The organism is Lipingzhangella rawalii (genome assembly GCF_031628175.1).
Taxonomy (GTDB): Bacteria; Actinomycetota; Actinomycetes; order Streptosporangiales; family Streptosporangiaceae; genus Lipingzhangella_A; species Lipingzhangella_A rawalii.
In genome coordinates this window covers 967,605-990,921 of sequence record NZ_JAVLVT010000001.1, presented here as the reverse complement: position 1 = coordinate 990,921, position 23,317 = coordinate 967,605, and the positions used below count along the sequence as shown (strand labels likewise).

The following is a 23,317-nucleotide window of genomic DNA, read 5'->3' as shown; positions in this document are numbered from 1 at the left end:
CGAGCCTAGGCTGTCGACGTCCGGGTGTGCAGCCCTCCACGTCGCGCGTCCGCCGTCGGGGCGCCTGTTCCAGCCGAGCGGTTGATTTCCAGACGGGGGCGACCGGAATCGTCGAATCGGAGCTGCCCGTGCACTCCGAAGACCTCGCGGAGCAGCTCGGCGTTTATGACCCGGTCCGGGCGCCCCTGCGCGGCCACGCGCCCCTGCTGGAGCACCACCAGCCGATCGCAGTGCTCGACCGCCAGCCTGAGGTCGTGCAGCGTGAGCAGGACCGCCATCCCACCGCGGGCGAGCTCCTCGAGTAGTTCGAGAATGGCCAGCTGGTGGTGCAGGTCGAGGTGGTTGGTGGGTTCGTCCAGAACCAGCACGTGGGGCCGTTGCGCGAGGGCGCGGGCGATCGCGACCCGCTGGCGTTCCCCACCGGAGAGGGTGGCCACCTCCCGGTCGGCAAACGCCCCCAACCCCACCTGCTCCAGAGCCTGGCGGACCACGGCCCGGTCTGTTCCGGTCAGTGGTTCGAGCCATCCCCGGTGGCAGGCCCGCCCGAGCGCCACCGCCTCCTGCACCGGAAGCTGAACGGACTGGTCCGACTCCTGAGTGACCACCGCGAGTCGCTGGGCGAGCTCGCGGCGACGATAGGTGGCCACCGGGCGCCCGACCACCTCGACGTTTCCCGAACTCGGCCGCAGCGCGCGGTACAGGGTACGCAGCGCGGTGGTCTTGCCGCTTCCGTTGGGACCCACGAGCCCAACCATCTCGCCGGAGGCCGTCTCCAGGTCGATGTCGCGCACGATGGTCGTCCCGGACAGACTCACCTCGAGGTCCCGAACTCCTACAGTTGTGCTCACATCTTCCTCCGGCGGCGGTAGAGCATGTAGACGAACACCGGCGCCCCCACCAGGGCCGTCACCACCCCGACCGGGAACTCGGTGGCGGGGGTCAGGGCGCGGGCCACCAGGTCGGCCAAAGCCAGGGCGAGCGCCCCCACCAGGGCGGCGACCGGGATGGATCGGCGAGCGTTCGACCCGACGAGGAACACCGCGGCGTGCGGGACGATCAGACCGATGAAGCCGATCCCCCCGGCGACAGCCACCGCCGTCCCCGTCAACAGGGACACGGCAACCAGCATGAGCAGACGGAACCGTTGCACGTTCATACCAAGCGCACCAGCCCCCTCGTCTCCGACCTGAAGCAGGTTCAGCCAGCGCGCCCCGAGAATCACGACCGTGGCCACCAGGACCAGGGACAGTGTGGGGGCCGGCAGGAATCCCCAGCGTGCGTCGCCGAAGCCCCCCGCCTGCCAGTGCAGTACTCCCGCGATCTCGTGGTCGTCGGCGATGACCAGAAGGGCGAAGGTGATCAGGGCCTGGAAGATCTGCCCCACGGCCACACCCAACAGGATGAGCATGGTGGCGTCCCGGCCCGCGCCACTGAGAAGGAGCACCAGCAACAGTGGGACCAGTGCGCCGAGGAAAGCGGCCAGTGGCAGGGTGTAGGCACCCACAGCGCCGACACCGAACCCGAGCACGACCACGGTGACCACCCCGAACCCGGCGCCGGCCGAGACACCCAGGAGGTAGGGGTCGGCCAGCGGGTTGCGGGTCACGGCCTGGGCCACCGCGCCGGCCACGGCCAGGCACGCCCCCACGACCATGCTGAGCAGGACCCGGGGAAGCCGGGATTCGATCACGATCGCCTGACGCATGGCGGAGACATCTTGCTGCCCGAGCCCGGGGATGACGTCGGCGAGCAGGATGCCCCACACCTCGGTGAGGGGGATTCGGGCCGAGCCGAAGGACAGCCCTAACAGCAGGGTTCCGCCCAGGCCGAGTACCAGCACCACAAGGACCGGGCGCAGCGGACGCTGGGAACGGTCCCGGGAAGCGGATGTGGTGTTCCGGGCCGGCGCGGCCCCGTCGTCTCGGGGCCGCGCCGGGGGTGCGGTGCTGGTCACGCGAAGGCCTCGGGATGTAGGTCCTCGGCGAGGCGCTGCGCAGCCCCGACCATGCGTGGGCCCTGGTACAGCTCCCGCAGCGACACCGAGGCGAACCGTTCCTCCTGCACCGCCTCGGTGTGTTGGGCGATCGGCTGTTCCTTCAGGAAGTTGATCTTGTCGTCGATGGTGCCGTCGTCACTGCCCATCTCGAAGATCACAATGGCTTCCGGGTCGTTCTCGCCGACCTGCTCCCAACTCACCTCCGCGACCCGGTCGTCCAGCTCGGCGAAGACGTTGCGGGTGCCGGCCAGGTCCGGGATCATCTGTCGGATGCCGTCGCTGTTGTTGGTGCTGGCCGTTCGTTCCCCGCTGCGGTAGAAGAACGTGGGAACCGGTTCTACGTCGGCTGCGGCCAACTGGTCCTCGACTGCCTCCAGATCTGTGGACATGTCTGCCGCGAATTCCTCGGCCGTGTCCTCGATACCCAGCACGGTTCCCAGCCGTTCGAAGTCGGCAATGACCTCCTCCAGTTCCAGGTCACCGTCCGGACATCCCTCGGCGAACAGGTAGGTCGCGATCCCGTGCGATTCCAGATCCTCGCGGCTGCGGCCTTCCTGCGGGTCGAAGGAGCTGGACTGCCCACCGATGACCAGGTCCGGCTCCACCTCCAGGATCTGCTCCAGCGTGGGGTGGGTGTCGGCCAGCCCGTTCAGCGCACTGTAGGCATCGGTGTACTGCTCGGGATGGTCATAGCGTTCCCAGCCGATACCGACGATGCGGTCGTCCACACCAAGATCGATCAGGGTCTCGGTGACCTGCGTGTTCAGGGAGACGATGCGTTCCGGCGGCTCGTCGAGAATCTGGGTGCGGTCACAACTGGTGACCTCGATGGCCGGATCGGCGTCGTTCTCCGTGGCGCGTGACTGGCAGGCGCTGGCGAGAAGCAACGCCGCCAGAGCGGGAGACAGTAGGCGCATCGCGGGAGTGGGGGGCATCTGGCTACTCCTCGGTGCGGTCGGGACACGCGGTCCTGACGCGGTGGGAGCACAACCGTCCCGCCTCGTCAGGCTTCGTGTCGCAGACCGCGACGACAACAGTGAAGCCTCGGGTATACGGCAGGAGATCGGGCTTTGTGCGCTGCGACGCAGCACACACACCGTTGCGGGTCAGCGCCGGATTCACACCGGACTTTCCCTGCACGTATCCCGGGGGAAATCGCAACAACTGTACCAATTCCGGGGGTGTCAGATCTCAGGGGGTGCGGCCGGGGAACGGAGTCTGACCGAGTTGTGGTTCTCCTGCGCGGTTCGGAACTGATGTACTACGTTCTGTACATGCCTTCCTGGGAACACGAGTTTCCACTCGATCTCATCCGGTTCAGCCCCGAGCTGGCCGCCAAGCTCTACCGCTGTGCCTCGGGAAAACCGTTGCCGGCCTACGTCCGTGCTCGGTGCGAGGCGGGTGAAGCCACGACCACCGCACCGGCCGAACTGTTGAGTGACTCCGTTGTGGTACTGGAGGACACTCCAAACCGTGACGGGGCCACACCGGAATCGCTGATGGCGATCGTGGTGGAAGCCCAACGTGGTCGAGACGACCGAAAGTACTACTCCTGGCCCGCCTATGTGACGAACGTCCGACATCGGCTACGCTGCCCGGTCCTGTTGTTGGCCCTCACCCCGGACCAAGCACTGGCCGACCGCTACTCCGAACCGATTGACCTGGGATGCGGCGAGGTTCGTCCCGTGGTGCTTCCACTGACGGATCTACCGCTGATCACTGACCCCGATGTTGCCCGGCGTGAACCCGAATTGACCGTTCTCTCCGCAGCCGTCCGACACACGGCCGACCTGGCAGCTCTGGAAGCGCTTCCCGCGGCTCTGGACGGTCTGGATGCGGAAGGTCGCCCTTTGTATGCTGACTATGTGTTCGCGGCACTACCCGCCGCGGCGAGACAGTACCTGGAGGAGATCTTGGCCACCAGCACCTACGAGTGGAAGAGTGACTTCGCCCGCAGGTATGTCGCCGAAGGCCGGCAGGAGGGCCGGCAGGAGGGCCGGCAGGAGGGCCGCCAAGAGGGCCGCCAAGAGGGCCGGCAGGAGGACGTGCTGGCTGTGTTGGAGGCGCGTGGCTTCGAGGTGCCTGCGGAGCTGCGGCAGCGGGTCCTGGAGTGCAGGGATTCCGAGGAGCTGGACCGCTGGGTGCGCTGGGCCGCCACGGTCGAGCATCTTGACTGAGGGCGGCAGTCCGCGCTCGCTCGCGGGCTATCCCTGGAAGAGTGACTTCGCCCGCAGGTATGTCGCCGAAGGCCGGCAGGAGGGCCGGCAGGAGGGCCGCCAAGAGGGCCGGCAGGAGGACGTGCTGGCTGTGTTGGAGGCGCGTGGCTTCGAGGTGCCTGCGGAGCTGCGGCAGCGGGTCCTGGAGTGCAGGGATTCCGAGGAGCTGGACCGCTGGCTCCGCTGGGCCGCCACAGTGCAGCACCTCGACGGGGAATAGTCTGGTTCCGCTCGCTGGCCGCCCGGGTGGTCAGGGCAGGGTGAGGATCTCCGCCCCATCCTCGGTGATCGCAATGGTGTGCTCGAACTGCGCAGTGCGCCCGCGGTCTTTGGTGACCACGGTCCAGCCGTCCTCCCACATGTCGTAGTCGATTCCCCCGAGGGTGATCATGGGTTCGATGGTGAAGGTCATCCCGGGGACCATGACCGTGTCGGCGTCCTCATCGTCATAGTGGGGAATGATCAGGCCCGAGTGGAATTCCGGTCCGACTCCGTGCCCGGTGAAGTCGCGGACCACGCCGTAGCCGAACCGCTTCGCGTAGGACTCGATGACCCGTCCGATCACGTTGATCTGCCGCCCCGGTTTGCAGGCCTTGATGCCACGGTTCATGGCCTCCTGGGTGCGCTCCACGAGGCGTCGCGATTGCTCGTCAACGTCGCCAGCCAAGAAGGTTACGTTCGTGTCGCCGTGGACACCCCCGATGTAGGCGGTGATGTCCACGTTGACGATGTCGCCTTCCCGGATCACGGTGTCATCCGGGATTCCATGGCAGATGACCTCGTTCAGTGAGGTACACAGCGACTTGGGGAAACCCCGGTAGCCGAGGGTGCTGGGATAGGCGTCATGGTCACACAGGAACTCGTGCCCGACCCGGTCCAGCTCGTCGGTTGTGGTTCCGGGAACCACATGTTTACCGACCTCCTGGAGCGCCTGGGCGGCGATGCGCCCGGCGACCCGCATCGCCTCGATGGTTTCGGCATCCTGCACATCGCCCAGTAGGCCCTCCCGAGGCTGCTTGCGTCCCACGTACTCGGGACGCGGAATGCGGGACGGGACAGAACGTTGCGGCGAGATACGGCCTGGAACCAGCGGGGTCGTCATGTCTCCGCAGTCTAGTCGTCCTGGCGTGCCCACCGGCCAGGAGCGAGAATGGGAACGACGGGCACCGAAGGCCGACAGGGCGGGAGGCGACAATGGGGCCCCGGACGAGACCGGGTGACGACGACCCGGATACACCACCGCGTTGGTGGTGGTGCCTCAAACATGACCGACCGGAGTACGACGCGGGGTGTCCCGACCGGCGCCGGCTGGGTCCCTTCGCCACCGAGGCCGAGGCTGCGGCCGCGCTGGAGACGGCCACAGCCCGGAACGAGATCTGGGCAGCCGAGGATGAGGCGGAGGCCGACGATCCGTGGGGGGACAGGGAACGGGAGCAGTACCCGCCCTGGTCCTGAGAACACAGTGTCAGGGCCACGTCGTGGACGTGGGGGTGCGCTGCTGGAGCTGCTGTGGGGTCCGGCAACGTCGGGGCAACGAACGCACGTATGGGCCTCAGTTGCCATGTGGTTTCTGGCTACGGGCGCTCCATTGGTGGACGCCGCGTGCGCATCGGCGTTGTTCAGTCGCCGTTGACACCGTTCCGGTGCGCTGCCGCGGCGAGCCGGTCCCGGGCTTCCCCCCAGGAAGGCGGCAGTTGGTCCACCGGCAGCGTCCAGCGTACGAGCGTGGCGGTTCGGGTACTGGACCGCACCGCGCGCATGATCTCGCGGTGCGGGTCACTGCGGGCGTAGGCGCGTAGTGTTTCCTCATCCGTCCAGGCGGACAGGGTCCAGAAAACCCGGCGCAGTGGCTGTGCCTGTAGGGATGCGCCGAGCGCCCCCGGCGCGGCGGAAACCTGGCGCCAGGCACGTATCGAGAATCGGAGGAAGCCGGGGACCTGCCACCAGTGGGCCACCTCGAATCGTGAGGCCAGGATGAGGGCACGTTCGTGTCCCTGCGTTGGATTGGGGGTGATCCATCCGAGCGTGGGCATCTGGGAACCTCCTGAAGGCGTACGGACAGCGGATGCGGCCGTGGACCCCACCTATTGGATAGCTATACTATCCAATAGGTGGGGTCCACGGCCACGCAGGGATGTGCTGTCCTGGTTGGTCACTGCGCGGCAGGCGGTGCACGTAGGAATAGCAGGGTCGTCGTACCAGTGACGCGGAACGGAGCGGGAGCGCACGGATGCGGATTTCGGAGCTGAGCCGGCGCAGCGAGGTGCCGATTCCGACGATCAAGTACTACCTACGCCAGGGACTGTTACCACCCGGTCAGTCCACGGGGCGGACACAGGCCGTCTACGGTGAGGACCATCTGCGTCGCCTGCGCCTGATTCGGGCCCTGGTCAACGTGGCTGGGCTCTCTGTCGCGGCGACCCGGGAGGTGCTGGCAGCGGTGGACGCACACACCGACACCTTCGCCAAGTTGGGGGAGGTGCACCATGCGTTGCCCAGCCCCATGCCCGAGGCGGAGCCTCCGGATTCCACTGCCACGAGCCACGCGAGCGAGCTTATCGCTGCTATGGATTGGCAGGTGAGCCAGCGATCCCCGCACCGCACGCAGCTCGCCCAGGCCCTGGCCGCGCTACGACGCCTCGGTTTCCCCCCAGATACCGAGATTCTTCGCCGCTATGCCGAGCTGGCGGACCAGACCGCCCGCATCGATCTGGACCAGATGATGCATCAGGAGGATCCCATTGACCAGGCGGAGCGGGCACTCGTCGGATCCCTGCTGCTCACTCCGGTCCTCGTCGCCTTGCGGCGACTGGCTCAGGAGAACGAGGCAGCCGCGCGGTTGGCTCCCTCGAAGCACGTGGATCACGGCGCGCGGAATGCCGATGACAGTGCGGGGGAGCCTCGCGCTAGGTAGCTCGGTAACATGGGCGTGCGGGTCGCGAACCGGCCCCCCGGGGGGTGGGCGGCAGTGATCGCGGGTTATGGGCGCCCGCGACCCGCCCCTGCATCTGGTCTCGGCAGTGGCCGGACGTGCTCCACATTCCGTGGGGTGCTGCTTCGAGGCCGCCCGGGGGCCTGGGATGATCGATTCCATGACCGAACAGCGCAATCCACACGACGTCCCGGACATCTCCGGGCTTTCCATCGCGGTTCTGGGTGGAACCGGCGACCAGGGACGTGGGCTCGCCCACCGCCTCGCCCTGGCTGGCCATGAGGTCGTTATTGGTTCCCGCAGCGCCGAACGGGCGCAGCAGGCGGCGGCCGAACTCGGCTCCGGCATCCGGGGGCTGGACAATGCCGCCGCAGCAGATGCGGGGGAGGTGGTTATCGTCGCGGTGCCGTGGGAGGGGCACCGGGAACTGTTGGCCTCCGTCGCTAAGGAACTCTCTGCGAAGATCGTCGTGGACTGCGTGAATCCATTGGGGTTCGACAAGCGCGGACCGTTCGCGCTGAGTGTCGACGAGGGCAGCGCCGCACAGCAGGCCGAGGCGCTCCTTCCGGACAGTAGGGTCGTCGCAGCTTTCCACCACGTTTCTGCCACGGCCCTACTGGACCCGGAGGTAGATGACCTGGATATGGACGTGCTGGTCTTGGGCGACGACCGGGAGGCCACCGACGTCGTGCGTGCCCTGGCCAACCAGATCCCCGGGATGCGGGGCATTTTCGGGGGCCGGCTCCGTAACGCCCACCAGGTGGAGGCGTTCACGGCGAATCTGATCGCCATCAACCGTCGATACAAGGCGCATGCGGGAATCCGGGTTACCGACGTTTGAGTGGTGAGCAGATCGACGACACCGGGAACCACGTCGCCGTGTCCGGACCGGTGCGGCGCGTGGTTTCCCTGGTGCCATCCCTCACGGAGTCCCTGGCCGCGACCGCACCGTGGAGCTTGGTGGGGGCCACGGCATGGTGCACCCACCCCCGGAGCTTGGACGTCGTGCGGGTTCGTGGCACCAAGAACCCGGACCTGGACCGGATCCTGGACCTGGAACCGGACCTGGTTCTAGCCAACGCCGAGGAGAATCGACCCGAGGACCTGGCCGCCCTGCGAGCCGCCGGGGTCCCCGTGTGGGTGACCGACATCCGTACCCTGCCGCAGGCCCTGCATAGCCTGCACCGGATGGTCACCGTCTGTGGGTACCCCCGACCGACATGGTTGGATCATGCTTTCCGGGTGTGGCAGGACGTGCTGGCCGGTGTTCCCGCACCACGGGAACACGCTGTGGTTCCGATCTGGCGCCGTCCCTGGATGGTGCTCGGTAGCGATACTTTCGCCGGCGATGTACTGGCCCGGCTCGGTATCGCCAACCTCTACGCCACGGCGGAGGCCCGTTATCCCAAGGTGTCGCTGGCCGAGCTCAACGCGGGCGGCGCCGATGTGGTGGTGCTCCCGGACGAACCCTACGCCTTTGCTGGGAACGACGGCCCGGAGTGTTTCCCGGCGCTACCGGCAGCCCTGGTCTCGGGGCGGCATCTGACCTGGTATGGGCCGTCTCTGGGCACAGCCCGGGACGTGCTTACCCGGCAGCTGGCCCAGCGGATCCCCGCACCCGGGTGAGCCTGGCCCGGCCGCCCCGGAGCCGGGCCGGTGCGGCTACACCCAGCTGCGTACCTGTTCGATGAGCTGGACAGGGTCGTCGGCCACAGGAGTGAGGTTCAGTTCGGTCACCCCGGCCTCCCGATAGGCGGCGATCCGTTCCCGTACGTAGGAGGCAGGCCCCACCAGGTTGGTCAGTTCCAGCAGCTCCTGCGGCACGGCCGCGGCTGCCTCGTCCTTCTTGCCCGCCAGGTACAGCTCCTGGATGTGATCAGCCTCCGCGCCGTATCCGTACCGGGTGGCCAGCTGGGCGTAGAAGTTGGTTTCCTTGGCTCCCATACCGCCCACGTACAGCGCGATGAGTGGCCGGGCGAGGTCCAACAGTTTCTTGGTTTCTTCGCCTTCACCGATGGCAAGCATGCCTCCGGCGGAGATCTCGAGGGGACCCAGCTCCGTGGACCGTTTGGCCCTGCCCTCAGCGAGCGCCTCCCCCCAGATGTCGTTGGCCTTCTCCGGGACAAAGAGGAACGGTAGCCATCCTTCGGCGATTTCCGCCGTGAGCTGCACGTTCTTCGGTCCCAGGGAGGCCAGGTAGATCGGGATCTGGCTACGGACGGGGTGGTTGATGATCTTGAGTGGCTTCCCCAGGCCGGTGCCCTGGTCCGGGGGGAGAGGGAGGGTGTAGTTACGCCCCTCGTGGGTGAGCCGGTCCTCCCGGGCCCAGACCTTGCGGCAGATGTCCACGATTTCTCGGGTCCGTCCCAGGGGGCGGGTGTAGGGAACACCGTGCCAGCCCTCGATGACCTGGGGGCCGCTCGCGCCCAGGCCCAGCACGGCCCGGCCGTCCGACACGTAGTCCAAACCGGCGGCGGTTTGGGCGATCAGGGTTGGCGTTCGGGTGTACAGCGGCAGGATGGCCGCGCCGATCTCGACCCGTTCGGTTCGGGCGGCGAGGTACCCCATAGTGGTCGGGCTGTCGAAGCCGTAGGCCTCGGCGACCCAGGCCCGGTCGAGGCCGACCTTCTCCAGTTCGGCCACGAGACTCGTGGCCTGTTTCAGGTCCCCTGCGTACTGGAGGGGCATGGCGATGCGCACGGTGACTCCCTGGTGTGGGCGGGGTCGACGGATGTCCACCCCGAATGCTACTAGCCAGTAGCCAAAGGTGGGGGAGGCATGCCCGGCCAACGACAGGTGGGCACGCCTCCCCGCTGCCGGTGGGAAACACCGGGTGGTGCGGCGGACCGGCGTCACTGGTCCGCATCGAGGGTCGGTTCAGGCGTAGGAGTGTTGCTCGTCGGGGAAGGAGCCCTCGACGACCTCGGCGGCAAAGTCCGTGGCAGCCTTGCCGAGGACCCCGCCCAGGTCGGCGTACTGTTTCACGAAGGCTGGGGCGCCCTGCGTGAGACCTGCCATGTCCTGCCACACCAGCACCTGGGCATCGGTCCCATTGCCCGCACCGATGCCGACGGTGGGCACGGACAACTCGGCGGTGAGTTCACGCGCCAGCTCGCTGGGGACGCACTCCAGGACCAGGGCGAACACCCCAGCCTCGACCAGTGCCTGGGCATCGGCGCGGAGTTGCGCGCCGGCTTCCCCGCGCCCCTGCACTCGGTAGCCCAGCACGTTGACCGACTGCGGTGTGAGCCCGAGGTGTCCCATCACCGGGATGCCGGAAGACGTGAGCTGCGCGACCTGCTCAGCTACGCGCGTTCCCCCTTCCAGCTTCACAGCGTGTGCCCCCGCCTCCTTGAGAAAGCGGGTTGCGTTCGTCATGGCCTGGTGTGGCGAACTCTGGTAGGAGCCGAACGGAAGATCGGCCACCACGAGAGCACGCGCAGTGCCGCGGGATACGGCCGCCGTGAGTGGCAACAGCTCCTCAACGGTGATGGGAACTGTGGAGTCGTACCCATAGACCACGTTCGCCGCGGAGTCCCCGACGAGGAGTACCGGGATTCCGGCCTCGTCGAAGATGCGTGCGGTCAGGGCGTCGTAGGCCGTCAACATTGGCCACCGTTCTCCGCGTTGCTTGGCCGCGGCCAGGTCACGGACGGTGATCCGGCGGTCACTCGCGCTGGCCGAGCCTCCGTAGAGGGTCGTGGACATACGTGTTTCCTCTCCATGGTCTCGAGGCGCCGGTGGCGTCCCCGGACGGGTCAGGTGGCTCCATCGTCGCATGTACGTCCGCAGCACCCCGGTTGCGAAACGAGATCGTTTCGTATTTAAATGGTGCGGCCAGTGATGTCGTATTTTCGGGGGACGTTTCGTGGATCAGGCTGCTGCGCATCCACGCCGCTGGGTCATCCTGGGCGTGCTCGTGCTCGCACTACTGGTTGTGGTACTCGACCACACCATCCTCAACGTTGCCCTCCGTGTCATCGCGGACCCACAGCAGGGCATCGGCGCCACCCAGAGTGAGTTGCAGTGGGCCATCAACTCCTACACCCTGGTCTTCGCCGGGCTGTTGTTCACCTTCGGGGTACTGGGCGACCGCTGGGGCCGCAAACGAATGCTGGTGGCGGGGCTCGTCGTGTTTGGCGCCTCGTCCGGGGTGTCCGCCTTCGCTCAGACCCCAGAGCAGCTCATCGCGGCGCGGGCTCTGATGGGGCTGGGGGCGGCGGGCATCATGCCCCAGACGCTGGCGATCCTGACCAACGTGTTCTCCCCCGAGCAGCGCGGCCGTGCGATCGGAATCTGGGCCGGAGCGGTCGGCATGGGCATGGCCATCGGCCCGCCTCTGGGTGGGCTCCTCCTCACCTACTTCTGGTGGGGGTCGATCTTTCTGATCAACGTGCCAGTTGCCGTGTTCGCGGTCGCCATGATCCTGTGGCTGGCTCCGGAGTCGCGCAACCCCGAGCCGGGACGGCTCGACCCCGTGGGTGTCCTCCTGTCCATCATCGGGCTCGTACTGCTCGTGTACGGCATCATTGGTATCGGCGAACGCGGTCAGGGCTTCCACCCGGAGACCATTCTGGCTCTGTGCGCGGGCCTAGCGGTACTTGCCGCCTTCGTGGTTTATGAGGCGCGGATCGATCATCCCGCGTTCAACGTGCGCCTGTTCCGAGACCCACGTCTCGCGGTGGCGGTTGCCACCATCATGTTGGTGTTCTTCGCCATGGCTGGCGTCGTGTTCTTCATGTCCTTCTACCTACAGAGCGTCCAGGAGTTCAATCCGCTCCAGGCAGGGCTCTTGCTCATCCCGATGGCCGCCGCCCAGGCGGTGTTCGCCCCATTGAGCTCTACCTTGGTGTCCCGATTCGGTCCCAAGCTCGTCGGCACGGTCGGTGTGCTGCTTGTTGCGGTGGCCCTGGGCAGCTACGCCACAGTTGATGTCGCCACCCCTGTGCTCGCCCTGTGTGCGATCTTCTTCGTACAGGGAACGGGGATGGCACTGGTCATGCCACCGGCGACGGAGTCGATCATGTCGACGGTGCCGCGACACGAGGCCGGGGCAGCCTCGGCGATGCAAAACACCGCCCGGCAGGTGGCGGTTGCCCTGGGGGTCGCGGTGCTCGGTTCGGTCGTATCTCTGGTCTACCGCGGTCAGATCTCCGAGCATCTGGATGTCCTTCCGCAACACGCACAGGCCGATGCGGCCTCCTCTATCGAGGAGACCCTGGGTACCGCACGGGCACTGGGGCTGGAGGCGGAACTCGTCCAGCCGGCCAAGGACGCCTTTCTGGCTGGAATGCACACCTCCGCGCTATGCTCACTCGTGGTCGCTCTCATCAGTGCTGTCACCGTGCTGATCTGGCTTCCACGGCGGGCGCGGCCGCAGGACGTGACCCAGCAGCCGGATCCGCGCGGGGCACCTGGGGCCGCTGAGTCGGCCACGGCGTCCAACCCCGGAGCCACCGGGGCCCCCGAGTCCGTATCCACCCGCCGCAGTGATTGAGCCCAAGTGAACACCGAGCCCACGCGTGCCCCTGGTCGACCCCGCAGTCCGGAGGCCGACACCGCCATCCTGCGGGCCGCTTTGGAACTGTTGGGTGAACATAAGCACGTCGCTGCGGTTTCGGTCGAGGCAGTAGCCTCGCGGGCCGGCGTTGGAAAGGCAACCATCTACCGGAGATGGTCCGGCAAGGAGGAGTTGTTCACCGAGGCTGTGGCGACCCTCCGGTCCCCCCTTCCCGAGGTCGGGCAGGGCGCGTCGGTCCGCGACGACCTGGTCGCCGTGTTCACCGTGGTGTGCGGGGACCTACAGAGCCCGCTGGAGCAGGGAGTGCGGTTGCTCATGATGAGCGAGACCCACCCCGAGATCGCAGCTCGTATCCGACGCGACGTCTTCGCGCCCCGCAACGAAGTCGTATACCAGGCGCTACGCGCTGGGATCGCCCGCGGGGAACTGCGTGCGGATCTGGATCTGACGACGGTACTGAACCTGCTGGTCGGTGGGGCTTTCGTCAGTAGCCGTTCGGACACCGGGCAGAGCCCTCGCCAGCGAGCCGAGCTACTTGTGGACACGGTGTGTGACGGCTTGCGTGCGCACGGATAGTTCTCTGGCTGGGTGAGCCCCCGGTGGGCGCGGGACACGGTTGCAGCGCGCCCTGCTGCGGTGTTGTTCCACTGTGGTGGAGACGGTGAGTGTGGTGCACGTGTCTGTGGTGTGGGGCAGGTGGGATGTGTTTGGCGGCAGCGTTTCCTGCCGGTGGGGTTGGATGGTGTGGCGGGGCTGACGACGTCTGTCAGCGGCCTGCAATTGGTGTGCGGGCAGTAAACACCCACGGTGGCCCCGGCAGTGACGTTCGTGTTTGTTTGAAACGCGGGCGTAACGGTGCCGTATATGTTTCCTCTGCTGGCGCAGATGAGAGGACCAATATCGTTACATTTCACAATGCGGCATTGGTGAATTGTGATGACGATTGATAGTCCTTGCTTTCGGTATCCAGCTCCGTTCCTAGGTGTGTACGGAGTCGGCCATCCCCCGTAATACCGCAAGGACGATCGTGTCATCCCCCATGCCCCGCTTGCGGCACTGTGGCCTGGCCACAGTGACCGCTGTTGCCCTGACCGTGTCGGTGGCCGTATCTCCGAGAACGAGCGCAGCCGACGAACCGAGCCTCACCAGTCCATCCGAGGAATCTTGGTGGGTTGCGGGATCAGTGGTCGCGGACCCAGCGGAACTGGTGGGGCGATACTGCGTTCCAGCGCAGGCCGGATGGCTCGATGGATTGGTCCGCAACGGGTGTCAATATGGGCGGTAACGCTGCGATAGCCGGGTTGCAGGATAGTCCTGGGCTAGCCGTATCAACTCAGTACTAGACGATTGGTGTTATGGCCCAGTGGTGTTGGCCGTGATGGGATGATTTCGAGGCAGTAAGAGTGACTCCTTGTCTTGGGATTTCTAATTTAGAATCATCTATAAAATTCCAGTTTAATAATATTAGGGCGTATTGTGTTTAGAAAAAATCATAAGTCATTTAGAAAGCCTACTGCCTATGTATGGTGTTTTTCAATTGTGATAGGATTCTATGGAATTTTTGGAAGTCTGATGTATGGAAATTCACGAGAGGTTGCAGAGGCGGGGAACATAATATCTTATGTCCTGATATTTACTGTCTTGGCGACTGCTATTACGTGGTTCGCTTTTCGGATTATGTGGTGGGGGTGTGTGGTGGTGTCGGGTGGGTGGTTTGTGGTGCGGTGTTTTACGGATGTGGCTGTGGTGGATGTTCGGCATGTGGCGGAGGTGCGGAGTGATGCGGGGACGGGGTTGCGGGTGGTGGTTCGGGATGGTGAGGTGTTGGGGTCGGTGGGGTTTGGGTCGTCGGTGTTGGGTTATGTGACGGGGGAGTGGATGGGGTCGTGGATTCGGCGGCGGATTTATCGGTTTTGTGAGCGGCAGGGGTATCCGTTGGGGGTGGAGTATCCGGATGCGGGGGAGCCGGTGGTGTATTGGTCGCGCACGCACCGGCTGCGGGAGCTGGGTGTGATTTTCCTGATCTCCCTCGTGTGGTTCACGTTGTTGGTGACTTTGGGGTATGTCTTTGGTGGTTCCGCGGCGGCGGGGTGAGGGCCGGGGGTAGGCCCCGTTGTGGTGTCTGGCCAGAACCGGACAACTCCCTGCGTCTCATGTGCGCAGGACAGGCTGGGCCGGTCAGGTTCCCTTGATCAGCAACCGGCCAGAATGCCCAGAAGGCAGGGGACACAGGCCGTTCCAGAGTGCCCTAGCAACGAGCGTCGGAGCACAGCGGTGGTCACGGAGTCCCGCGGTGCGGGGCCAGAAACCCCTGCGCGAACCGAGGGTAAACCTGGCATTCTTACGGTATGGTCCCGAGCACCGACTCCCAGTTCGTTGGCCGAACCGACGAGATCACGATGCTGTTGGCGGGCGCAGACCGCGCCCGCGGTGGGCCGGATCCGGGGTCGGCGGTGGTACTGGTCGGAGAGGCCGGCGTCGGCAAGTCCCGGCTGCTGCGCGAGTACACCGCACGCACGCCGCTGGGGCGGGTGGCCCTGGGCAGTTGTCCGGAGCTGGGGATCGGTGGTCTGCCGTTCGCTCCGTTCATCACCGCGTTGCGGCCGCTGGCCCGGGAACTCGCCGTAACCCAGCCCCAGCTCCTCGACCAGCTGTGGGAGCTGCGCCGTATCCTGCCGGAACTCGGCCCTGCCCCAACAGTTCCGGACGACGATCACCAAGGTCGCCTGTTTGGCGAGGTCCGCACCTTGCTGGAACACGTGGCCACTCCGTCCGGGCTCGCCCTGATCATCGAGGATGTGCACTGGGCGGATCGCTCCACGCGGGACCTGCTGGTGTTCCTGCTGCACAATCTGGTTGAGCTGCGCCTCCACCTACTGATCACCTGCCGCAGCGACGACCTGCACCGCACGCACCCGATGCGGCGGCTGTTGCCTGAACTCACCCGCCTTCCCGAGGTGATGCGCGTCGATCTGCACCCGCTCAGTCGTGCCGAGGTCGCCGAACAGGTGACGGCGCTACGCGGGGACAACGCCGCCAGCACCGTGGACGTTGACCTGGTCTACGCCCGCAGTGGCGGTAATCCCCTGTTCGTGGAGTCGTTCCTGGCCTACGACAACCTGGCCCAGGCCCCGGTGCCAGAAACTCCCCGCGAACTGCTGCTGGGGCCGGTGCGGGCCCTGGACCGCCCGGCCCGCACCGTGGTGCAGATGGTCGCGGTGGCCGGGGGGCGGGTCAGCCACAGCCTGCTCACCGGAGTGAAGCAGGTTCCCGAGGACCAGCTCGACGCCGCGATCGCCGCGGCTGTCGACGCCAACGTCCTCCGGACGGAGGGCAGCGAGTACGTCCTACGCCACACGCTGCTCACCGAGGCGGTCTACTCTTCGCTACTGCCCGGGGAACGCGGAACGTTACATCGTGGCTTCGCAGCAGCGATCGAAGATGCAGGAGCCTCCCCACCGGTGGGGGACCGCTGTCCCGTCCGAGCCGCCCATCACCGTTACGCCGCCCACGATCTGCCCGAGGCGCTGAGTGCATCCTGGGCCGCGGCCCAGGCCGGATACACCGTGGTGTCCCGCCCGGAGGCACTCCACATGCTGGAGCGGGTGCTGGAACTCTGGGACCAGGTGCCCGATGCAGAGCAGCGAACCGGGGTGGACCGGGTGGAGGTTCGCTTGCAGGCGGCCCGCGCCGCCGTCTCGGCCAGTGAGCCCGAACGGGCCGTGGACCTGGCCACGGCCGGGCTGGACGAGCTGACCGGAGGGATCCTCGCCGAGCTGCGGGCCGAACACGTGCCGCGGATCGATGCGGTGCGCATCGCCGATCTGCTGCACGTCCGGGGCGACGCATTGCGGGTCCGCTCCTACGACCAGGCTGTGGCGGATCTGCGTCAGGCCCTGCGGATCCTGCCCTCCGACCATTCCAAGGGTCCCAAGCTGATGGCGACCCTGGCCGCAGACCTGATGGTGCGTTGGAACTTCCAGGAGGGAGTCGAGGTCGCCGAACACGTCCAGGAGCTGGCCCGTGAACAAGGTGACCAGCACAGTGCGGCCGAGGCCCTGATCACCCTGGGCACGATCGCCGGTACCCAGCACGGGCGGTTCCGGGACGGGTTGGCCCAACTACGCCACGCTCGGGATCTTGGCGGCGCGAATGGCTGGGCGCGGACCGAGCTCCGTGCCCGCTACAACGAGGCGACCCTGCTTCAGCTGGACGGACATCTCACGGAGGCGCTCCAGGCGCACACCGTGCGCCTGGAGCGTGCCTGCGAACTGGGCATTCCCCACAACAAGGGGGGTGGACGTGTGGCGGTGCTGCGCCAGCTGGGGCGGCTCGACGAGGCCGAACAGCAGGCGCTGGCGGATCTGCGGCGTTCCAGCGGAGACAGTGGCACCGGGATGCTGTACAGCGAATACGCCAAGGTCGCGTTACACCGTGGCGAGGTGGCCGCGGCACGGGAACGTCTGGCCGAGGCCGACCGGCACCAGCCCGGGGACCTGCTGCGCCCGTCGGTGCGGCTGTCCCGCCAGTTGCTGGAGTTGCAGCTACTTATTGCCGAAGGGAGGCTGGAGCAGGCTGCCCATCAGGTGTGGCAACTGCGCCGCTGTTCCGGAGACGAGCCGGAGATTCAGTACTGCTGGGCCGTTGTCGAACGCGGGGCACAGGTGTGGCGCATGTTCACCGGTGGCCGCACCGGGAGCGACCCGTGGTGGGACGAGCTGCACCGGGATCTGCGGGGAGAGTCCACACGCTGCCGCACGGCCGGTGCCCGCGTGCGGCTGCGGCAGACAATGACGGCGGGTCTGTTGAGCACCGACCCGGACCGGACCCGAAAGCACATGGAAGCCGCCATCACCCAGGCCGATACCACCGGAATCCGGCACGTGAGTGCGGAGGCTCGCGGGTGGGCCGCCGAGGCCGCCGGGTTGGGCGGGAACATCGCGGTGGCTGAGGAGCTGCTGACGGATGCGCACCGCATTTCCGTGGATCACGGCTTCGGGGGCACCCTGCGCTGGCTGGCGGAGATCCGCCAGCGTCTGGGCCTGGCCGGATCCGACATCTCCGACACCGCTACGGTGCCGGCCGACCTCGCCGGTTTGACGCGGCGGGAGATGGAGGTGCTGCGCCTGGTGGCTGCCGGTTGGTCGAATCCGCAGATCGCTGCGGAGTTGTCGATTGCGGTGAAGACGGTGAGTGTGCACGTGTCCAACCTGCTGGGCAAGCTTGGGGTGCCCAACCGGGGCGCGGCGGCGGCGCGGGCCCGGGAGCTCGGACTGGAGCCATATCTGGCCGATGCCGGATAGGGACGTGCGCCGGACAGGAATGTGGGCGCGTGTGCTCCCGTGGTTCCCTGGCGTCCCAGAGGTCGGGAGCGTCGACCAGGCAGCCGGGGTGTGGACATTCGGCTGCACGGCCGCTCCGAGATCCGGCTGCGCAGCCGACGCAGTCGCCACGTACCCCGACGCTGTGGCTGCGGCCCCGGCGACGCATCCGCCCAGGATGTGCCGCGCCGGCGGCACCACGGCCCGATGGGGCCGAGGGGCGAGCCGCATGGCAACCGGACGGGGACCCGACTTGGGTCCCCGATTCGGCCATGCCTCAGCGGAGTGAATTCGACCGGTGCTGTCCAGGCGTGGGTCGGTGGTGACCGGGGTGGTGCAGGCGTTGACCAGTGTGGCCCCCGGGTGGTGGTCCTGGGGCGGACGCGGTTGCGGAGACGCCCGGCCGGGCGTGTCGCCAACCACGACGTACCTCCGGGCCACCCCGCCGCTCCGTCTCCTCGGACTTCCTGTACTTGAGGAGTTGCGGGGACGTGTTCCCCATATTCGGTTTGGTGCAAGCCCCGATATGGCCCAGGCGCGCTACGGCGTCCTAAGGGGGTCTTAGCCGGAGCCTTAGCGCCACCTTAGGGAGTCGTACCAGCCCATCCCCATACGAAATACGTCATTAACCCAATATCGAACATGTGTGCCTTAGCTCGACTATGGAACATGCCGGTCCACGGGGGCGGGCGAGCAAGGAGGAGAACACATGCATCCGGATTTCGCGGCGTCGGCCGCTGAACAGCACCGTCAGGAGCTGGAGCAAGACGCTGCTCGAGAACGTCTGGTACGTCGCATCCGCAGAAGGCAGCGACGGAAGGTCGAACTGCCTCCACAAGGCGCAGATGCCTCGAGGGACGAGGACAGGACTCCGTGCGCGACGAAGTCCACAGTGCCTACACAAACCGGCCTGGCGGCTGGGTGGTGCCCCCAAGCCTAGGTTCCTGCCGTCGCCGGCATGCACAGGTGGGGCGCTTCACGGCGGGGGTGTTTCTGTCCCCGGGGGATGACATGCTGGACCATATGGTGCGCAGTCGACGGGAGCCCCGGTTCGTGGGCCGGGACACCGAACTCGCCGCCCTGCACGCCGATGGGCAGCAGGCGGCCGCGGGGCGGGGTGCGGCCACCCTCATCACGGGGGACGCCGGGGTGGGTAAGTCCCGCCTGGTGCGGGAGTACCAGGCGGGAACGTCGAGCGTTCGGGCCGCTGCCGGCCACTGTCCCGCCCTGGGCAGCGACGGGCTGCCGTTCGCACCCTTCGTGACGGTGCTGCGGCAGCTCGTGCGGAAGACCCAGCCCGCGGACACCCCCGGCGCCGGAATCACCCACCTGCGGGAGCTGGCGCGACTACTCCCGGAACTGGGAGAGCCGCCGCAGCGACGGGACGAGCAGCGCACCATCCTCTTCGGAGAGGTCCTCGTGTTGCTGGAGTGTGCCGCCCGCCCCCAGGGGCTGGTGGTGGTGCTGGAGGATCTGCACTGGGCCGACTCTTCCACCCGGGAACTCCTGGTGTTCCTGCTGCACAACATGACCGATCTGCCACTGCACCTGCTGGTGACCTGCCGCAGCGACGAGCTGCACCGCACCCATCCGATGCGGCGGCTGCTCGGGGAACTGGAGCGCCTGCCCGTCGTGCGGCGTGTGGACGTGGACCCCCTCAGCCGCGACGAGGTCGCAGAACAGGCGGCCGACCTGCGCGGTGGCAGCCCCCTGGAACCGGAACAGCTCGACCTGGTATGCGCCCGCAGTGGCGGCAACCCCCTGTTCGTGGAGTCCTTCCTGGAGCACGGGAACGCGGCGGGCACCGAGATACCCGCGGCGCCGCGGGAGCTGCTACTGGGCCCGCTGCGCAGCCTCGACGACACTGCCCGTCAGGTGGTGCGGGCCGCGGCGGTGGGTGGCCACTGGATCGGGCACGACCTGTTGGCCGCCGTGAGTGGGCTGTCCGAGGATCAGCTGGAGGCCGCACTGGACGCCGCGATCGGCGTCAACGTGCTCCGGATCCACGGCGAGGGGTACGCGTTTCGCCACGCACTCCTCGCCGAGGCGGTTCGCTCCACCCTGCTGCCGGGGGAACGAATGCGACTGCACCGGCGCTACGCCGACACGTTGGAGAACGGAGCGACGGGTCTACCACCCCGGCAGGTCGCCACCGAACTCGCCCATCACCGTTACGCCGCCCACGATCTGCCCGGCGCATTGGGCGCGGCCTGGACGGCGGCGCAGGCCGCGGGGGAGGCCCTGGCCTATCCGGAGCGCTCCCGCATGCTGGAACGTGTCCTGGAGCTGTGGGACCAGGTTCCCGACGCGGCACAGCGCACCGGCACAACACACGTGGAGGCGGTACTGTTGGCCGCCCGTGCCGCGATCCGCGCGGGTGACCCGGGGCGCGGAGCGGATCTGGCCGACACCGGAATCGCGGAACTGACCGCGGGCATGACCCGTCACATCGACCCCGCCACCGCGCGTGCCGACGCGGTGTGCCTGGCTCGGCTGCTGCACGCCCGCGGTGAGGCCAACAAGGACCGCGCCTACGACCGGGCACTCGCCGACCTGCGGCAGGCGCTGCGCACCCTGCCGCAGAACCATCCGGACCGTACCCGGTTCCTGGGCACCCTGGCCGCCGACCTGATGATGCGTCGGGACACCGTGGAGGCGCTCACGGTGGGGGAGAAGGCGCTGGACCAGGCCCGCGCCGCACAGGACGAACGCAGCGAGGCCGAGGTTCTCGCGGTGCTGGGCCGGATGCACGGCGTGGACCAGGAGAATCCGGACCAGGGTCTGGAGATGCTGGCCCGCGCCCGAGAGCTCTCCTCCCGCCACGGCTGCCCCATCACCGAGCTCCAGACCATCCAGCACACCGGCATCGTGCTGCGCCTGAGCGGCCGCTCCAGCGACGCCCTGCGGGTGTACCGGGAAGGGGTGCGCCGTGCGCGGGAGCTACGCCTCCCGGAGGAACAGACCCTCGGGGTGGTGGCGGCGCTGACCGAGCTGGGCGAGCTGGATGCCGCGGAGCAGGAGGCCGAGGCGGCCGCGGCCACCATGCGCGTGCCACGACACATCGAAACCCTGGAGGCGCAGCGCGCCATCATCGCTATCCAGCGGGGGAGTCTGGAACGTGCGCGTCGCCACCTGAGCGTGGGCGGACACCTACTGCCCGACGAGAGTGTGCGGCTCAGCTACGTCCTTCCCCGGTCCGTGATCGCCGTGCTGCTGGACCTGGCCGAGGGCCGGTTCGAGGCGGCACGCGCCACGGTGCACGAGCTGCTGGACTCCCCCCTGTGGCGACAGGACGTGGTGCACTGTTGGGACCTGCTGGATGCCGGCGGCGAACTGTGCTACACGGCCCGGCGGGACGGATCCGGCGAGGGGCCGGAGTGGGAGGCGCTCCGCCAGCGCCTGTGGAGTCTGGTCACGAAGCTCCCCGAGCCCCGGATCCCGGAGCTGGTGAACAGCAAGCGCGGCGCCCAGGCCTACCTGTGCCCCGATCCGGCCACCGCCCGGGACCGTTTCGACGTCCTGGCGGTGCGGCTGGAGCGTTCCGAACGACCGGTATCCCAGGCGAGGATGCTGACCCACGCCGCCGAGCAGGCCTGTGCCCTGGGAGACCAGGCGGGGGCACACCAGCGACTCGACGAGGCCGCCGCACTGGGTGCGGCCACCGGGGCGCATCAGGTAACGCACGAGGCTCGCAAGCTGCGGGAACGGATGACGGGCGCACCGTCCCGAGTTTCACCGGCCGTGGCCGGTTTGACGCGGCGGGAGATGGAGGTGCTGCGCCTGGTGGCTGCCGGTTGGTCGAATCCGCAGATCGCTGCGGAGTTGTCGATTGCGGTGAAGACGGTGAGTGTGCACGTGTCCAACCTGCTGGGCAAGCTTGGGGTGCCCAACCGGGGCGCGGCCGCGGCGCGGGCCCGGGAGCTGGGCCTGGACGGCTCAGCCCCCGACGCCAGCAGTTCAGAGGATCGGCAGGTAACGCTGTAGCTCGAAGGGAGTGACCTGGCGTCGGTACTCCTGCCACTCCTCCCGCTTGTTCCTCAAGAAGTAGTCGAAAACGTGCGCCCCGAGCGTCTCGGCAACCAGCTCACTGCGCTCCATCGCGCGAATACCCTCGTCCAGGCTCTGGGGGAGGGGCTGGATTCCCAGGGCGCGGCGTTCGGCCGGCGTAAGCGCCCACACGTCGTCCTCCGAGCCGGGAGGCAATTCGTAGCCTTCCTCGATTCCCTTGAGGCCGGCGGCGAGAATCACCGCGTAGGCCAGGTAGGGGTTGCACGCGGAGTCGAGGGCGCGGAACTCGATGCGGCTGGAATTGCCCTTGTCCGGTTTGTACATGGGGACCCGGACGAGTGCGGAGCGGTTGTTGTGTCCCCAGCATACGTAGGCGGGAGCCTCCCCACCCGCACCCGCCGAGGCTGCGGCGTTGTGCCAGAGCCGCTTATAGGAGTTGACCCACTGGCTGCACACCGCACTGATCTCGGCGGAGTGGGCGAGCAGTCCACCGATGAAGCTTCGCCCGATCTTGGACAGGTGGTACTCGGCCCCCGGCTCGTAGAAGGCGTTCCGCTCCCCCTCGAACAGGGACATGTGGGTGTGCATCCCCGAACCGGGGTACTCCGTGAACGGCTTGGGCATGAAGGTTGCGTACACGCCCTCCTCCAGGGCGACCTCCTTCATGACGTGCCGGAAGGTCATGATGTTGTCGGCCGTGGTCAGCGCGTCGGCGTACCGCAGGTCGATCTCCTGCTGGCCCGGCCCGCCCTCGTGGTGGCTGAACTCCACCGAGATACCCATGTTCTCCAGCATCATGATGGCGTTACGCCGGAAGTCGTAGGCGCTGTTGTGCGGAGTGTGGTCGAAGTAGCCCCCGTCGTCGTTCGGTTCGGGGAGCTCCCCGGGCCCGGGCTTGTTCCGCAGCAGATAGAACTCGATCTCGGGATGGGTGTAGAAGCTGAAGCCGAGATCCGACGCCTTGCTGAGCTGGCGTTTGAGGACGTGGCGCGGGTCGGCGTAGCTGGGGGAGCCGTCGGGCATCAGGATGTCGCAGTACATCCGCGCCGTGCCGTGCGGCTCGTTCCGCCAGGGCAGCACCTGGAAGGTGGAGGGGTCGGGCTGGGCGAGCATGTCGGCCTCGTGGACACGGGCGAATCCCTCGATCGCGGAGCCGTCGAATCCGATGCCCTCGGTGAAGGCCGCCTCCAGTTCGGCCGGAGCGACCGCAACCGACTTCAGATATCCCAGCACGTCAGTGAACCACAGGCGTACGAACCGGATGTCACGCTCTTCCAGGGTTCGCAGTACGAACTCCTGCTGTCGGTCCACGGTGCACCCTCC

At 67.3% G+C, this 23,317-nt stretch carries 19 protein-coding genes; 11 read left to right on the top strand and 8 right to left on the bottom strand.

Features of this window, described 5'->3' with window-relative positions:
* Positions 1-5: 5 nt before the first annotated feature.
* Genes RIF23_RS04415 through RIF23_RS04405 form a run of 3 tightly spaced genes read right to left on the bottom strand, consistent with a single transcriptional unit; the run spans position 6 to position 2,931 of the window.
* Positions 6-848, bottom strand: coding sequence for an ABC transporter ATP-binding protein (locus RIF23_RS04415; RefSeq protein ID WP_310911007.1), 843 nt, complete (start codon positions 846-848; stop codon positions 6-8).
* A complete protein-coding gene (locus RIF23_RS04410) occupies positions 845-1,954 on the bottom strand; it encodes a FecCD family ABC transporter permease (RefSeq protein WP_310911006.1) in 1,110 nt (369 codons plus the stop codon). Before RIF23_RS04410 ends, RIF23_RS04415 begins: the two co-directional genes overlap by 4 nt.
* Positions 1,951-2,931, bottom strand: a complete 981-nt coding sequence (locus RIF23_RS04405) for an ABC transporter substrate-binding protein (RefSeq protein WP_310911005.1) — start codon at positions 2,929-2,931, stop codon at positions 1,951-1,953. Before RIF23_RS04405 ends, RIF23_RS04410 begins: the two co-directional genes overlap by 4 nt.
* A gap of 294 nt (positions 2,932-3,225) precedes the next feature.
* Between RIF23_RS04405 and RIF23_RS04400 the strand changes: the two genes are divergently transcribed.
* Both RIF23_RS04400 and RIF23_RS04395 read left to right on the top strand, forming a co-directional pair.
* Positions 3,226-4,173 carry a hypothetical protein gene (locus RIF23_RS04400; protein ID WP_310911004.1) on the top strand — a complete coding sequence of 316 codons (948 nt, stop codon included), beginning with the start codon at positions 3,226-3,228 and terminating at the stop codon, positions 4,171-4,173.
* Positions 4,166-4,432: a hypothetical protein gene (locus tag RIF23_RS04395; RefSeq protein ID WP_310911003.1), complete on the top strand. Its 267-nt coding sequence runs from the start codon at positions 4,166-4,168 to the stop codon at positions 4,430-4,432. The genes RIF23_RS04400 and RIF23_RS04395 overlap by 8 nt, the downstream gene beginning before the upstream one ends.
* A gap of 30 nt (positions 4,433-4,462) precedes the next feature.
* Here the strand turns inward: RIF23_RS04395 and map are convergent, their stop codons facing one another.
* On the bottom strand, positions 4,463-5,314 hold the full coding sequence (map, locus tag RIF23_RS04390; protein ID WP_310911002.1) for a type I methionyl aminopeptidase: 852 nt from the start codon (positions 5,312-5,314) through the stop codon (positions 4,463-4,465).
* A gap of 92 nt (positions 5,315-5,406) precedes the next feature.
* On the opposite strand from map, the gene RIF23_RS04385 reads away from it, so the two are divergent.
* A complete protein-coding gene (locus tag RIF23_RS04385) occupies positions 5,407-5,667 on the top strand; it encodes a hypothetical protein (RefSeq protein ID WP_310911001.1) in 261 nt (86 codons plus the stop codon).
* A 164-nt stretch (positions 5,668-5,831) separates the two neighbouring features.
* Here RIF23_RS04385 and RIF23_RS04380 read toward each other — a convergent pair whose 3' ends face one another.
* The gene (locus tag RIF23_RS04380) at positions 5,832-6,245 is read right to left on the bottom strand and encodes a DUF3291 domain-containing protein (protein ID WP_310911000.1); all 414 of its coding nucleotides are present in this window, start codon (positions 6,243-6,245) and stop codon (positions 5,832-5,834) included.
* A gap of 197 nt (positions 6,246-6,442) precedes the next feature.
* Between RIF23_RS04380 and RIF23_RS04375 the strand changes: the two genes are divergently transcribed.
* From RIF23_RS04375 to RIF23_RS04365, 3 genes are all read left to right on the top strand, one after another.
* Positions 6,443-7,126 carry a MerR family transcriptional regulator gene (locus RIF23_RS04375; RefSeq protein ID WP_310910999.1) on the top strand — a complete coding sequence of 228 codons (684 nt, stop codon included), beginning with the start codon at positions 6,443-6,445 and terminating at the stop codon, positions 7,124-7,126.
* Between the two features lie 178 nt (positions 7,127-7,304).
* Positions 7,305-7,985, top strand: coding sequence for an NADPH-dependent F420 reductase (npdG, locus tag RIF23_RS04370; protein WP_310910998.1), 681 nt, complete (start codon positions 7,305-7,307; stop codon positions 7,983-7,985).
* The gene (locus RIF23_RS04365; protein WP_310910997.1) at positions 7,982-8,770 is read left to right on the top strand and encodes a helical backbone metal receptor; all 789 of its coding nucleotides are present in this window, start codon (positions 7,982-7,984) and stop codon (positions 8,768-8,770) included. The genes npdG and RIF23_RS04365 overlap by 4 nt, the downstream gene beginning before the upstream one ends.
* Positions 8,771-8,806: 36 nt before the next feature.
* Here the strand turns inward: RIF23_RS04365 and RIF23_RS04360 are convergent, their stop codons facing one another.
* Both RIF23_RS04360 and panB read right to left on the bottom strand, forming a co-directional pair.
* Entirely contained in the window at positions 8,807-9,844 is a 1,038-nt protein-coding gene (locus RIF23_RS04360; protein ID WP_310910996.1) for an LLM class F420-dependent oxidoreductase, read from the bottom strand.
* A gap of 177 nt (positions 9,845-10,021) precedes the next feature.
* Positions 10,022-10,852 (bottom strand): 3-methyl-2-oxobutanoate hydroxymethyltransferase, encoded by an 831-nt coding sequence (gene panB / locus RIF23_RS04355; RefSeq protein WP_310910995.1) that lies wholly within the window; start codon positions 10,850-10,852, stop codon positions 10,022-10,024.
* 160 nt (positions 10,853-11,012) lie between these two features.
* Here panB and RIF23_RS04350 point away from each other — a divergent pair, with 160 nt between their 5' ends.
* The 5 genes from RIF23_RS04350 (at position 11,013) to RIF23_RS04330 (ending at position 21,970) form a co-directional block, all read left to right on the top strand.
* Positions 11,013-12,641: an MFS transporter gene (locus tag RIF23_RS04350; RefSeq protein WP_310910994.1), complete on the top strand. Its 1,629-nt coding sequence runs from the start codon at positions 11,013-11,015 to the stop codon at positions 12,639-12,641.
* Positions 12,642-12,647: 6 nt separating this feature from the next.
* On the top strand, positions 12,648-13,241 hold the full coding sequence (locus RIF23_RS04345; protein ID WP_310910993.1) for a TetR/AcrR family transcriptional regulator: 594 nt from the start codon (positions 12,648-12,650) through the stop codon (positions 13,239-13,241).
* A gap of 963 nt (positions 13,242-14,204) precedes the next feature.
* Positions 14,205-14,759, top strand: a complete 555-nt coding sequence (locus tag RIF23_RS04340) for a hypothetical protein (RefSeq protein WP_310910992.1) — start codon at positions 14,205-14,207, stop codon at positions 14,757-14,759.
* A 254-nt stretch (positions 14,760-15,013) separates the two neighbouring features.
* A complete protein-coding gene (locus RIF23_RS04335; protein WP_310910991.1) occupies positions 15,014-17,968 on the top strand; it encodes a helix-turn-helix transcriptional regulator in 2,955 nt (984 codons plus the stop codon).
* A 1,029-nt stretch (positions 17,969-18,997) separates the two neighbouring features.
* Positions 18,998-21,970, top strand: coding sequence for a helix-turn-helix transcriptional regulator (locus tag RIF23_RS04330; RefSeq protein WP_310910990.1), 2,973 nt, complete (start codon positions 18,998-19,000; stop codon positions 21,968-21,970).
* On the opposite strand, the gene RIF23_RS04325 is transcribed toward RIF23_RS04330, so the two are convergent.
* Positions 21,944-23,305 (bottom strand): glutamine synthetase family protein, encoded by a 1,362-nt coding sequence (locus RIF23_RS04325; RefSeq protein WP_310910988.1) that lies wholly within the window; start codon positions 23,303-23,305, stop codon positions 21,944-21,946. The two genes, RIF23_RS04330 and RIF23_RS04325, sit on opposite strands and share 27 nt — an antisense overlap.
* Between the last annotated feature and the right edge of the window lie 12 nt (positions 23,306-23,317).

Coding starts and splice junctions, on each gene's coding strand:
- npdG (WP_310910998.1), top strand. CDS start 7,305: ATGACCGAACAGCGCAATCCACACGACGTCCCGGACATCTCCGGGCTT.
- RIF23_RS04375 (WP_310910999.1), top strand. CDS start 6,443: ATGCGGATTTCGGAGCTGAGCCGGCGCAGCGAGGTGCCGATTCCGACG.
- RIF23_RS04380 (WP_310911000.1), bottom strand. CDS start 6,245: ATGCCCACGCTCGGATGGATCACCCCCAATCCAACGCAGGGACACGAA.
- panB (WP_310910995.1), bottom strand. CDS start 10,852: ATGTCCACGACCCTCTACGGAGGCTCGGCCAGCGCGAGTGACCGCCGG.
- RIF23_RS04330 (WP_310910990.1), top strand. CDS start 18,998: ATGCTGGACCATATGGTGCGCAGTCGACGGGAGCCCCGGTTCGTGGGC.
- RIF23_RS04405 (WP_310911005.1), bottom strand. CDS start 2,931: ATGCCCCCCACTCCCGCGATGCGCCTACTGTCTCCCGCTCTGGCGGCG.
- RIF23_RS04385 (WP_310911001.1), top strand. CDS start 5,407: ATGGGGCCCCGGACGAGACCGGGTGACGACGACCCGGATACACCACCG.
- RIF23_RS04335 (WP_310910991.1), top strand. CDS start 15,014: ATGGTCCCGAGCACCGACTCCCAGTTCGTTGGCCGAACCGACGAGATC.
- map (WP_310911002.1), bottom strand. CDS start 5,314: ATGACGACCCCGCTGGTTCCAGGCCGTATCTCGCCGCAACGTTCTGTC.